Here is a 13,161-nt window from a genome sequence, read left to right on the forward strand (position 1 = left end):
AGGGGATGCGGGCGGTGCGTCGGCTCAGGCCGACTTCTGCTGCTTCTCGATCAGCTCGACGAAGCGGTGGAACAGGTAGTGGCTGTCGGAGGGGCCGGGCGAGGCCTCCGGGTGGTACTGCACCGAGAAGGCCGGCTTCTCGGTCGAGGCGATGCCCTCGTTGGAGCCGTCGAACAGCGAGGTATGCGTCACCTTCACCGTCTCCGGCAGGGATTTCTCGTCCACCGCGAAGCCGTGGTTCTGCGAGGTGATCTCCACCCGGCCCGTGGCCAGGTCCTTCACCGGCTGGTTGGCGCCGCGATGGCCGCGCTCCAGCTTGTAGGTCCGCGCGCCGAGCGACAGCGCCAGGAGCTGGTGGCCGAGGCAGATGCCGAACACCGGCTTGCCGGCATCGAGCACGCCGCGGATCGCCGGCACCGCGTACTCGCCCGTCGCCGCCGGGTCGCCGGGGCCGTTGGAGAGGAACACGCCGTCCGGCTCGTGGCGCAGGATGTCCTCGGCGGTGGCGGTCGCGGGCACCACCGTCACCTCGCAGCCGGCATCGACGAGGCAGCGCAGGATGTTGCGCTTGGCGCCGTAGTCCACGGCGACGACGCGGTGCTTCGCCGCCGGCGCCTTCGCGTAGCCCTCGCCCTGCCGCCAGAGGCCCTCCTCCCAGCGGTAGCTCTGCCGGCAGGAGACTTCCTTGGCGAGGTCCATCCCCTCCAGCCCGGCCCAGCCGGCGGCCTGGGCGCGCAGCGCCGGCAGGTCGAAGCGGCCGTCGGCCGGGTGGCACAGCACCGCGTTGGGCGGGCCGCCGTCGCGGATGCGCATGGTCAGCGCGCGCGTGTCGACGCCCGCGATGCCGGGGATGCCGAAGCTCTTCAGCCACTCGTCCAGCCCGCGCGTGGCGCGCCAGTTGGCGGGCTCCGTCACGTCCTGCTTGACCACGAGGCCGCGCGCGGCCGGGGTGGTCGCCTCCAGGTCCTCGGGGTTGGCGCCCACGTTGCCGATGTGCGGGAAGGTGAAGGTGATGATCTGCCCGGCATAGGAGGGGTCGGTCAGCGTCTCCTGGTACCCCGTCATGCCGGTGTTGAAGCACAGCTCGCCCACCGCCGCGCCGCCCGGCGCCGTGTGGGCTCCGAAGCCGCGCCCCCAGAAGACGTGGCCGTCGCCGAGCACCAGGCAGGCGGTGGCGCCGGCCGGAGCCTCCTCGTTGCCGGACTGGTCGGCCGTCTCGGTCGCGGGCATGGCATTCTCCGGAGGGGTGGTCACGGCAGGAACGGCCGCGGCGGCGGCCGGAAGGGGCGACGCCGGCGGGGCCGCATCGGGCCGGGGAAGGTCGTCGAGCGCAAGGCCGGTGGCCCGCAGGATGGCCGGCCAGTGCTTGGCCGGCACGGAGCGGGCCTGCCGCCACTTGCGGATGGCCTCCGTGCCGACGCCGCAACGCAGGGCGGCGGCCTCGGCTCCGCCCATCAGGGCGACGATCTCTTCCACGGTGCGCATGGGCGGCATATGTGGGAAAAAACTTCCCGGATCAACTCTCGACCGAGTGATCGGGAAATTTCTTCCCGCCTATCGGCCATGCGGCCCGGGCGGGGCGGCCGCCGGTGCGCCGGCCATGACGCGGCCGCCCCGGGGCGGTACCATGCCGGACGGACGGCCCGCCCGACCGGCCGCGATTTCCCAACCACCGGATTCGTAACGCCATGGACCTGCGCACCCGCTTCACCGACGAGCTCAAGACCGCCATGAAGGCCGGCGATGCCCCGCGCGTCTCCACCCTGCGCATGATCCTGGCCAGGCTCAAGGACACCGACATCGCCGCCCGCCCCTCCGGCGTGGACAAGGTGCCGGAGGAGCAGGTGGTCTCCATGCTGCGCGGCATGGCCAAGAGCCGGCGCGAGAGCGTCGAGCTGTACCGCCAGGGCAACCGCCCCGAGCTGGCGGCCAAGGAGGAGGCCGAGATCGCCGTGATCGAGAGCTTCCTGCCGCAGCAGATGGACGCCGCCGCGATGCAGGCGGCGGTCGATGCCGCCGTGGCCGAGACCGGCGCCGCCTCGATCAAGGACATGGGCAAGGTGATGGCCGCGCTCAGGGCGAAGCACGCGGCGACGCTCGACATGGCGGCCGCCGGGCCGCTGGTGAAGGCGCGGCTCTCGGCCTGAGCGCGGGAGAGCCGGACGCCGGATGGCCCTGCCGCCCGCCTTCCTCGACGAGCTGCGCGCCCGCACGCCGCTGGCGCCGCTGGTCGGCCGCCGCACGCGCCTCGTGCGCAACGGCCGCATCTGGAAGGCGTGCTGCCCCTTCCACAACGAGAAGTCGCCGAGCTTCTACGTCTACGACGACCACTACCACTGCTTCGGCTGCGGCGCGCACGGGGATGCGATCAGCTTCCTGATGCAGACCGACGGCGCCGCCTTCCCCGAGGCGGTGGAGCGGCTGGCCGCCGAGGCCGGGATGGAGGTGCCCAGGCCCTCCCGCGAGGAGGCCCGCCGCGCCGCCCGTGCCCGCGACCTGCACGGCGTGCTGGAGGCCGCCGCCGCCGTCTTCGCCCGCCGCCTGCGCCTGCCGGAAGGCCGCGCCGCGCTCGACTACCTGCGCGGCCGGGGGCTGACGGAGGAGACCATCGCCGGCTTCGGCCTCGGCTGGTCCGGCGGCGGCCGCGGCGCGCTGGTGGCCTCGCTGCGGGAGGAGGGGATCGAGCCCGCCCAGCTCGTCGAGGCCGGGCTGGTGCGGCAGCCCGAGGAGGGCGGTGCCCTCTCGGAATTCTTCTTCAACCGCGTGATGTTCCCGATCCGCGACGCGCGCGGGCGGATGATCGGCTTCGGCGGCCGCATCATGGGGGAGGGGCAGCCGAAATACCTCAACACCCCGGAGACGCCGGTCTTCGCCAAGCGCCGCTCGCTCTACGCGCTGGACCGCGCCCGCGAGTCGGTGTTCCGCGGCCGGGCGCGGCTGCTGGTGGTCGAGGGCTACATGGACGTGATCGCCCTGCACCAGGCGGGGCTGGCCGGCGCCGTCGCGCCGCTCGGCACGGCGCTGACCGAGGACCAGCTCCAGGCGCTCTGGCAGGTCTCGCCCGAGCCCTGCCTCTGCTTCGATGGCGACGCGGCCGGCGGCCGCGCCGCCGCGCGGGCGGTGCGCGTCGCCCTGCCGCTGCTCTCGCCCGAGCGCACGCTGCGCATCGCGACGTTGCCGGCCGGCGAGGACCCGGACACGCTGGTGAAGGCCAACGGCCCGCGCGCCATGGAGGCGGTGCTGGAAGGCGCCGCCCCGCTGGAGGACGCGCTGTTCCGCGCGCTGGCCGCCGAGCACCCCGGCGACGGCCCGGCCCAGCGCGCCGCGCTGCGCAACGCCATCGTCGCGGCGGCGGCGCAGATCCCGGACCGTGCCCTCGCCGCCGAGATGCGCAGCGCCCTGCTGAACCGCTTCTTCGCCGGCCGCCCCGACCGGCAGCCGGGCCGGCGGGGCGAGGGCAGGGGGCGTCCCGCCGGCGGCGCCGCGCGCCTCGCCGCCCCGTCGCCCCGGATGCCGCCCCGGCTGGCGATCGACCCGGCCGAGGTGCGGCTCAGCCAGGCCCGCATGCTGCTGGCCATCCTGCTCCGCCACCCCTGGATGCTGCCCGAGGTGGAGGAGGCGCTGACGCTGCTCGACTTCCAGGCCCCGCGCTGCGATGCGCTGCGCGACGCCCTGCTCGGCTGGCTCGCCGGCGCGGAGGTTCTTGACTCGGAAGGGCTGATGAACCACCTCGCCCAGGCTGGACTCGCGGAGGACGCGGGCTGGACCCTGGGCGTCGTCGGCCTGCCGCCCGCCGCCCGCGAGGATGCCCAACCGAAGGAGGCCCTGGATGGTTGGTGGCACTTCTTTGCCCAGCTGCGCGGAGGCGAGCATCTCGAAGCCGATCTTGCTGAGGCCAGGCACCACTGGATCGCGACCAACGACCCGGTATCGGCGCAGCGGATGAAGCGGCTGGCCGAGGCGATCGAGGCGTTGCGGCGCCACGAGGCCGAGGCCGTCTCGGAACACTGACGCCGCCGGCACCCGCGCCGCGCGCGACGGGGCGCGGCGGCGTTGGCCCCCATCGGGGCTCCCCTTCGGGGCGCCCGTCGGAAGGTTCTCGTGACCGTTTCCCGCCGTGGAAGGATGCGTAGCGCCCGCGCGTCCGGCCGGGGCGGCGGGAGACGGCGGACTGGCGTTCACCGACCCCCCGGGGGCCCCGCGGCAGGGGCGCGGGACGGATCAGGGCGGCGTCCAAAATCAAGGCGTGAGCGGAGCAGGTTTGATGGCGAGCAAGGCAGCGAGCGGCACGGACACGGTGGAGAGCCGCGAGGAGGCGGTGGAGGGCGTGCTGGTCGACACCCTGACCTCCTCGGTCAAGAAGCTGGTCGCCCGCGGCAAGGAGCGCGGCTACGTCACCTACGACGAGGTGAACGCCGCCCTGCCGCCCGAGCAGGTCTCCTCCGAGACCATCGAGGACACGCTGGCCATGCTCAACGAGCTCGGCATCAACGTGGTCGAGGGCGAGGAGGGCGAGGAGGGCGACGGCGCCCAGAAGCCCGCCGCCAAGGCGGAGGGCGAGGAGGGCAAGGAGGAGGGCGACGAGGAGTCCGGCGGCAACGTCGACGAGGAGAGCCTCGGCCGCACCGACGACCCGGTGCGCATGTACCTGCGCGAGATGGGCTCGGTGGAGCTGCTCTCGCGCGAGGGCGAGATCGCCATCGCCAAGCGCATCGAGGCCGGCCGCGACATGATGATCGGCGGCCTCTGCGAGAGCCCGCTCACCTTCCGCGCCATCGTCGGCTGGCACGAGGCGGTGCGCGAGGGCCGCATGCTGCTGCGCGACGTGATCGACCTCGAGGCCACCCACATCGCCGGCAACCCCGAGGCCGGCGCCCCCGCCGCCGAGGAGGAGTTCGAGGAGGGCGAGGAGGGCGAGGGCATCGGCCTGTCCCTCTCGGCGCTCGAGGAGAAGCTCAAGCCCGAGGCGCTGGCCGCCTTCGAGGCGATCGAGGGCCATACCGAGAAGCTGCAGAAGCTCCAGAGCAAGCGCATGGAGGCCTACACCTCCGGCGAGGAGCTGGCCGGCAAGGGCGAGAAGACCTACGACAAGGCGCGCCAGGAGCTGGTGGCGCTGGTCGGCCAGGTGCACCTGCACAACAACCGCATCGAGGAGCTGGTGGAGGGCCTCAAGACCCTCAACCGCAAGCTCACCGGCCTCGAGGGCCAGCTCCTGCGCCTCGCGGAGGCCTCCAAGGTCAAGCGCGACGAATTCCTGACCCAGTACCGCGGCCACGAGCTGGAGCCGGGCTGGGTGGAGCGGCTGAACCGGCTGCCCGGCAAGGCCTGGAAGACCTTCGTCGCGAAATCCGCCGACGACGTCGAGTCGATCCGTGCCCGGATCGCGATGGTGGCCAACGAGACCGGCCTGCCGATCGCCGAATTCCGCCGCGTCTTCCAGACCGTCTCGCGCGGCGAGCGCGACATGACGCAGGCGAAGAAGGAGATGATCGAGGCCAACCTGCGCCTCGTGATCTCGATCGCCAAGAAGTACACCAATCGCGGCCTGCAGTTCCTGGACCTGATCCAGGAGGGCAACATCGGCCTGATGAAGGCGGTGGACAAGTTCGAGTACCGCCGCGGCTACAAGTTCAGCACCTACGCGACGTGGTGGATCCGCCAGGCCATCACGCGCAGCATCGCCGACCAGGCGCGCACCATCCGCATCCCCGTGCACATGATCGAGACGATCAACAAGCTGGTGCGCACGGGCCGGCAGATGCTGCACGAGATCGGCCGCGAGCCCACCCCCGAGGAGCTGGCCGAGAAGCTCGGCATGCCGCTCGAGAAGGTGCGCAAGGTGATGAAGATCGCCAAGGAGCCGATCTCCCTGGAGACGCCGATCGGCGACGAGGAGGACAGCCACCTCGGCGACTTCATCGAGGACAAGAACGCCGTCATCCCGCTCGACTTCGCGATCCAGTCCAACCTGCGCGAGGCGACGACGCGGGTGCTCTCCTCGCTCACCCCGCGCGAGGAGCGCGTGCTGCGCATGCGCTTCGGCATCGGCATGAACACCGACCACACGCTGGAGGAGGTCGGCCAGCAGTTCAACGTGACGCGCGAGCGCATCCGCCAGATCGAGGCCAAGGCGCTGCGCAAGCTCAAGCACCCGAGCCGCAGCCGCAAGCTGCGCTCGTTCCTCGACAACTAGAGCATTTTCAAGCTGAGCGTCCTCGCTCAGCGACTCGGAAAATGCGAAAAATCAAAAGGCTAGAGCCGTTCCGGCCTGATACAGTCAGGCTGGATCGGCTCTAGAGCGGATCGCCGGCGGGCGGACACGCCCGGCGGCGTGCGGCCGCGCCGGCCTCGACGCGCCGTCTCGACAAGCGGGCGGCGTTCGGGCGAAGTGCCCGATGCCCGTGCGCCGGGGCGGCGGCGGGTGCGGCGGCGGGTGCGGTGGCCGGGGCCGCCTGGGCTGTCCGCGCCGTTCCCGTGGCCCGTCGGCGTCCGGGCGGGCGGTCGATCCGGGCGAAGGGATCTGGGGGAAGCGATGATCGGGCGGTCGGAGCCGACGGTGTCGGCGGTGGTGCACGTGACGTTCCTGCGCATGGACCGCGCCCCGATCGAGCCCGGTCCCGCCCTGCCGGCCACCGTCCGGGTGGAGCGCCTCACCCGCTGCACCCTGCCTTTCTACCGCTTCCTCTACGCCAGGGTGGGCAACGACTACCTCTGGTGGCTGCGCCGCACCGTGCCGGACGCCGAGCTGGAAGCCGTCCTGGAGGACCCGCGGGTCTCGGTGCACGTGCTCTATGCCGATGGCGAGCCGGCCGGCTTCTACGAGTTGGACCGGCGCATGCCGCCCGGCACCAACCTCGCCTATTTCGGCCTGCTGCCGCACGCGGTGGGCCGTGGCTGGGGCCGGGCCCTGCTGCGGCACGCCGTCGACACCGCCTGGGCGGAGGGCTGCGCCTGGCTGACGGTGAACACCTGCACCGCCGACCACCCGCGCGCCCTGCCGAACTACCACGCGGCCGGCTTCCGCACGCTGCGCGTGGTGCGCGAGGTCTGGCGCATCCCCACCCGCCTCGGCCTCGTCGTGCCCGAACGCCTGCTCGCAGGCTGATGCCGGCCCGCGCGGGTTCAGGCCCGCGCGGGCCGGCATCGCGCGCGGGGTGGCCCAGCGGGGTGGCCCAACGGGGTGGCCTGAGCGCCGGGAGAGGCCGCGTGCCGGACCGGAGCAGGCGACCGGAGCAGGCGGCCGGCGGGAACGGCGGCGCCCCGGGCCATCGAGGGGGGGAGGTGCGATGGCCGCCGGGGGGAGGGGGCAGCAGGGCGCCGCCGTCCGTCCGTGCATGGCAGCACATCCCCGCCGCGCCTGTGCACGGCGGCCGGCTTCGGACTGTTGCAACCCCGTTTCGCGCCCCGCCCGGAGGCGAGAATTCCGTCGCCCCGCCCCGGCGCTCTGCTAGCATGGACGCCATGGCAAACCCGGCGTCTCCGGACATCTCGGGATTCCACGACCCCGACTCCGGCACGATCTCCTATCTCGTCGCCTGCCCGCTGACGCGGCGCTGCGCCGTGATCGATGCGGTGCTGGGCTTCGACCCCGTCTCCGGCCGCACCGACTCCGCGCCCGCCGACCGCGTCATCGCCGCCGTCCGCGAGCGCGGGCTGGCCTGCGAATGGGTGCTGGAGACGCATGTCCATGCCGACCACCTCTCCGCCGCGCCCTACGTCCAGCGCGCGCTGGGCGGCGCCGTCGGCATCGGCGCCGAGGTGGAGACGGTGCGCCGCAACTTCGGCAAGCTGTTCAACTTCGGCCGCGACGCCCCGGCCTTCGACCGGCTGTTCGCCGATGGCGACGGCTTCGCGATCGGCGCCCTGCCGGCACGGGCCATGGCCACGCCGGGCCACACCCCGGACAGCCTGAGCTACCTGGTCGGCGCCGCCGGCGCCGCGGATCCGGCCGGGGCGGCGCCGACCGGGGGGAACCCGGGCTGGGAGCCGGTCGCGGCCTTCGTCGGCGACACGCTGTTCATGCCCGACAGCGGCACGGCCCGCTGCGACTTCCCGGGCGGCGACGCGGCGCTGCTCTACCGCTCGATCAACCGCCTGCTGTCGCTGCCGCCCGGCACCCGCCTCTACGTCTGCCACGACTACAAGGCGCCGGGGCGCGACGCCGTGGCCTGGGAGACGGACGTCGCCGCCCAGCGCGCCGGCAACATCCACGTCCACGAGGGCACCACCGAGCCGGAATACGTGGCGCTGCGCCGGGCCCGCGATGCCACCCTGGCGCTGCCGCGCCTGATGCTGCCCTCGGTGCAGGTGAACCTGCGCGCCGGCCGCCTCCCCGAACCGGAGGATAACGGGGTGCGCTACATCCGCATCCCGATCGACCCGATTCTCACGCCGCCGAACGGCGTGACCCGTTGAGCCGGCCCCGGCCGGCCGACCGGGACGCCGACGCGGGCAACCAGCAGGCGGCCCGGCCGGCGAGGGCGGGAGAGGCGCCGGGGAGGATCGGCGGGAAGCTCCCGGCGGCGGGCGGGGCGGAGGCCCCGCGGGAATCCGGGCGGACGACGCCGGGCCGCGGCGCCCGGGCCTGGCACCTGCGGCCACTCGACGGCCTGCCCGGCGCGGCCGGCCGGGAGCTCGACGGGCTGATCCTGTTCGACGGCGTCTGCCTGCTCTGCGCCCGCTCGATCCGCTTCGTGGCGGCGCGCGACCGGGCGGCGCGCTTCCGCTTCGCCTCGGTCCAGTCGCCGGCCGGCCGCCCGCTGGCGGAGCGACTCGGCATCGACCCGGCGGCGCCGGAAAGCGTGGCGGTGCTGCTGGAAGGCCGCGCCCTCTTCAAGTCCGATGCCGCCATCGCCGTGCTGCGCCGGCTGCCGGGCTGGGGCTGGGTGCGGCTGCTCGGCCTGCTGCCGTGCCGGCTGCGCGACGGGCTCTACGACCGCGTCGCCGGCAGCCGCTACCGACTCTTCGGCCGCAGCGACGCCTGCCCGCTGCCCGGCCCCGAGCTGCGCCGCCGCATCCTGCCGGACGGGCTGGCACCGGAAGCGTGAGCGGCGCGGGGCGCGCGCCGCCGCTCTTCGCCCGCCTGCTCGGCCCGCTGCCGCTGCCATCCGCCCTCTGCCCGCGCGTCGCGGCGCGGGAAGCGGTTCCGCTTCGCCGTGTCGGTCGCCGTGCCCGGGCTCGGGCGTCTCGTCGCCTACGGCGAACCGCAGTCCGGTTGAGACTGCGGTTCGCTGTCGCTAGAGCGGGACGCAGACCAGTTAGGACTGCGTGCCGCCCTATCCCATTGTTTTCCGAGCGGATTCGCGCCTCCGGGCGTGTCCGCCCTCCGGCGATCCGCTCTGGTTGTTCCCGGCGCGGATTCACGCCGCCGGGCGGGTCCGCCCGCCGGCGATCCGCTCTGGTTGGTCCCGGCGCGGATTCACGCCGCCGGGCGGGTCCGCCCGCCGGCGATCCGCTCTATCGCGGCTGGCTGGTGCCGGACCGCGACGCGACGCAGCGCACGCATGCGAAAGGAGGGGCTGCGGCGCGGCGGGAAGGGCCGTAGCCAGGGCGCCCGCAACCGGAAGTCCGCGATGATCGTCCGCCCGCGCCCTGGCCCCTTCGACCTGCTCTTCGCCATGCGCGGCTCGATCGTGCCGCTGGTGCTGCCGCGCCTCCTGCTGATCGCCCTGCTGGCCCTGGCGCTGGCCGTGGCGGACCGGCTGCATCCCCACGGCTTCCCGGAATTCACCGCCGCGCCCTTCACCCTGCTCGGCATCGCGCTCTCGATCTTCCTCGGCTTCCGCAACAACGCCTGCTACGACCGGTGGTGGGAAGGGCGGAAGCAGTGGGGGCTGCTGGTCACCGAGACCCGGGCCTTCGCGCGCGAGGGCGTGGCGCTGCTGCCGGACCCCGCTCTGCGGTCGCGCCTGCTGCGTCGCCTCGCCGCCTTCGCCCACCTCGCCGCCGCCGGCCTGCGCGGCCTGGACGGGCTGGAGAAGGCCCGTCCCTGGCTGCCGCCCGGGGAGGCCGAGGCGCTGCGCCCGCTGCGCAACCGGCCGGAGGCGGTGCTGCGCCGGCAGGCCGCCGACCTGGCCGGGTGCCTGCGCGCCGGCCAGATCAGCGATGTCCTCTACGCCGCGCTCGCCGCGCACCTGAACGCGATGACGGCGGTCCTGGCGGGCTGCGAGCGCATCCGCAACACGCCGCTGCCCTACGCCTACTCGCTGCTGCTGCACCGCACGGCCTGGCTGTTCTGCCTGCTGATGCCCTTCGGCTTCGTCGGCACGCTGGGCTTCGCCACCCCGGCGATCGCCGCCATCCTGGCCTACGCGCTGTTCGGCCTCGATGCGCTGAGCGACGAGCTGGAGGAACCCTTCGGCCTGGCCGCCAACGACCTGCCGCTCGACGCGCTGGTGCGGGTGATCGAGATCGACCTGCTGGAGGCCCTGGGCGAGCCGGCCGTGCCGCCGCCGCTCGTGGCCGAGCGCTTCGTGCTGCGCTGACCGGCGGGGCGGCCCTGCGAGGCGCGGCCCGGCCGGGCCGCGCCTCGCCATGGATCGTCGCCTTCGGCGCGGCCTCGCGCCTGCGGGCGTGCCCGCCTTCCGGCGATCCGCTCCGGAGCCGTTCCGGCCTGACGGTATCGGGCCGGAACGGCTCCGGCCCCTTGATCCGGCGCGTTTCCCGAGGCGCCGGGGGCGCGCGCCCAGATGGTTCGGAGCATCCCCCGAGGACGCTCTACAGCGAACCGCAGTCCGGCTGGGACTGCGATTCGCTGTGGCTCGTTGTTCTCGGCGCGGATTCACGCCGCCGGGCGTGTCCGCCCGTCGGCGATCCGCTCTAAACCATTCCTTCAGCATCGCCGTGCTACATGGCCGGCGGCGCCTGCAGCTTCCGGCGGCGTGGCCGGGAGCCAGGATGGCACGGATCGACTTCACGGCCAGCGGCGGCCAGCGCATCGCCTTCGATCCCGCCGTCGACCTCCTCGCCTTCACCGATACCCGCTTCGAGGCGGGCGGGTTCCCGTCCCGCACCGCCTCTTCCCTCGTCCTCACCCAGTCCGGCGGCGACCTGCTGGTCACGATCGACGGCACGACGGTGATCCTGGCGGATACGGCGCTGGGCGCGCTGCACGGCTACAATTTCGCGTTTCCCGACAGCGGCGTGCTGCTCGACGCGGCCGGCGGCCAGACCCTGACCGGCGGCGGCAACGGCGACTATGTCGGCCTGACCGGCGGCGGCGCCGACACCGTCCTCGCCGGCGCGGGCGACGACCGGATCGTCGCGGGCGGCGCGTTCGACGCCGGCGACCGGATCGACGGCGGCAGCGGCTACGACACGCTGGAGATCAGCGGCCCGCTCTCGGTCGCGCTGGGCCCGTGGACGCTGCGCGACGTGGAGCAGATCCGCGTCACCGCCGGCGACGTGACCCTGGTCCTCGACGACGCGACGGTGGCCTCCACCTACGATGGCGGCGACAGCGGGCTGCCCTACCGGCTGCTGATCACCGGCAGCACCCGCACCGACTACGGCGGCGCCGGCGACGCGCTGACCATCGACGCCACCGCCGTCTCCTCCGGCGGCATCCGCCTCTTCCTCTACGGCGTGAGCGGCGACGACCGCGTCGACGGCGGCAGCACCGGCGACATCCTGTTCGGCGGCACCGGCGCCGACCTGCTGCGCGGCCATGGCGGCGACGACTCGATCGACGGCGGCCTCGGCGACGACGTGCTGGAGGGCGGCGAGGGCGATGACAGCCTCGACGGCGCCGGCGGCGACGACGTGCTGCGCGGCGGCGACGGCAACGACGTGCTGGCCGGCGGCGCCGGCGCCGACCGGTACGAGGGCGGCGCCGGCGCCGACACCTTTCTCCTCGTTGCCGGCAACCGGCACAACGGCGCCTCCTCCACCCTGTCGGCGATGGACACGCTGGCCGATTTCAGCCGCGCGCAGGGCGACCGGATCGGACTGGGCGAGGCCGCCGGCCGGCTGGAGACCGGCGACTACCTCGCCGACGCCGATGGTGCCGCGCCGATGAAGCTGCCGCTGGTCTGGCGCGGCACCCTCGACGGCGCATCGGTGCCGACGGGGGCGCCGACTGGGGCGCCGACTGGGGCGCCGACGGGCAGCCCGGAGGAGGGGATGGACCTGCCGGGTGCCGATCTCGGCGCCCGCTACTACCAGGTCTGGTGGCTTCCGGCGTTCGAGGACGGCCAGCCGGCCGGCGGCTGGCTGCTGGTGGACACGGGCGGCGCCGAGCGCGGCAACGACGTCACCTACGCCGCCGACCCGCCGACCGGCATCGACTTCCGGCTCGACTCCCTAGACCTGGTGATCCGGGTCGGCTCGAAGGACGCGCCCGTCACCCTCGGCATCGAGGATTTCCTGCCCGACACCTTCGCCAACCTGCGCACCGGCACGGCGGCGGCCGACACCATCCTCGGCACGCCGCTCGACGACGCGCTGGCCGGCGGCGGCGGCGACGACATCCTGGAAGGCGACGCCGGCGACGACACGCTGACGGGCGGCGCCGGGGACGACCTCCTGACCGGCGGCGCGGGGCGCGACGTCGCCGTGTTCGGCGTCGCCGCCGATCAGGCGAGCTGGTCGCGCATCGGCGCCGCCTGGCTGGTGAGCGGTCCGGGCCTCGGCACCGACACGCTGCTCGGCGTCGAGGTGCTGCGCTTCGCCGATCGCGAGATCCGGCTGCCGCCGCCGCCCGCCTCCGACGCGAACGGCGACGGCCGGGCCGACCTGCTCTGGCACGGTGGCGGCGGCGAGGTGCTGCTCTGGGCGCTGGATGGCGGCGCCATCGTCGATGGCGGCAACATCGCCGTCGCCGATCCCACCTACTGGACCGTGGCCGGCCTCGCCGACGCGACCGGCGACGGGCGGGCGGACCTCCTGTGGCGCGGCGCCGGCGGCGAGGTGGCGCTGTGGGCGCTGGACGGGACGCGGATCGCCGGCGGCGGGCTGGTCGGCATGGCCGATCCCGCCTACTGGACCGTGGCCGGCCTCGCCGACGCGACCGGCGACGGGCGGGCGGACCTCCTGTGGCGCGGCGCCGGCGGCGAGGTGGCGCTGTGGGCGCTGGACGGGACGCGGATCGCCGGCGGCGGGCTGGTCGGCATGGCCGATCCCGCCTACTGGACCGTGGCCGGCCTCGCCGACGCGACCGGCGAC

General features: G+C 74.1%; 8 protein-coding genes and 1 pseudogene. 8 read left to right on the top strand and 1 reads right to left on the bottom strand.

The annotated features are described in order from the left end of the window. Positions 1–24: 24 nt before the first annotated feature. Positions 25–1,494 carry a glutamine-hydrolyzing carbamoyl-phosphate synthase small subunit gene (gene carA, locus M0638_RS18545; protein WP_248668495.1) on the bottom strand — a complete coding sequence of 490 codons (1,470 nt, stop codon included), beginning with the start codon at positions 1,492–1,494 and terminating at the stop codon, positions 25–27. A gap of 194 nt (positions 1,495–1,688) precedes the next feature. Here carA and M0638_RS18550 point away from each other — a divergent pair, with 194 nt between their 5' ends. The 8 genes and pseudogenes from M0638_RS18550 to M0638_RS28900 all read left to right on the top strand — a co-directional run. Further along, positions 1,689–2,147: a GatB/YqeY domain-containing protein gene (locus tag M0638_RS18550; RefSeq protein ID WP_248668496.1), complete on the top strand. Its 459-nt coding sequence runs from the start codon at positions 1,689–1,691 to the stop codon at positions 2,145–2,147. A 22-nt stretch (positions 2,148–2,169) separates the two neighbouring features. After that, positions 2,170–4,011: a DNA primase gene (gene dnaG / locus M0638_RS18555; RefSeq protein ID WP_248668497.1), complete on the top strand. Its 1,842-nt coding sequence runs from the start codon at positions 2,170–2,172 to the stop codon at positions 4,009–4,011. Positions 4,012–4,264: 253 nt separating this feature from the next. Beyond that, positions 4,265–6,193, top strand: a complete 1,929-nt coding sequence (rpoD, locus tag M0638_RS18560) for an RNA polymerase sigma factor RpoD (protein ID WP_248668498.1) — start codon at positions 4,265–4,267, stop codon at positions 6,191–6,193. A gap of 339 nt (positions 6,194–6,532) precedes the next feature. Further along, positions 6,533–7,105 carry a GNAT family N-acetyltransferase gene (locus M0638_RS18565; protein ID WP_248668499.1) on the top strand — a complete coding sequence of 191 codons (573 nt, stop codon included), beginning with the start codon at positions 6,533–6,535 and terminating at the stop codon, positions 7,103–7,105. Between the two features lie 356 nt (positions 7,106–7,461). Then, a complete protein-coding gene (locus tag M0638_RS18570; protein WP_248668500.1) occupies positions 7,462–8,415 on the top strand; it encodes an MBL fold metallo-hydrolase in 954 nt (317 codons plus the stop codon). Then, complete coding sequence (locus tag M0638_RS18575) at positions 8,412–9,047, top strand: thiol-disulfide oxidoreductase DCC family protein (protein ID WP_248668501.1); 636 nt, start codon at positions 8,412–8,414, stop codon at positions 9,045–9,047. Before M0638_RS18570 ends, M0638_RS18575 begins: the two co-directional genes overlap by 4 nt. 525 nt (positions 9,048–9,572) lie before the next feature. Then, positions 9,573–10,484, top strand: coding sequence for a bestrophin family protein (locus M0638_RS18580; RefSeq protein WP_248668502.1), 912 nt, complete (start codon positions 9,573–9,575; stop codon positions 10,482–10,484). Between the two features lie 412 nt (positions 10,485–10,896). Continuing rightward, positions 10,897–13,161 (top strand): annotated as a pseudogene (locus M0638_RS28900) (hypothetical protein); the annotation flags it as partial.

This window comes from Roseomonas acroporae, assembly GCF_023223525.1.
In the GTDB taxonomy this organism is placed as follows: domain Bacteria; phylum Pseudomonadota; class Alphaproteobacteria; order Acetobacterales; family Acetobacteraceae; genus Roseomonas_E; species Roseomonas_E acroporae.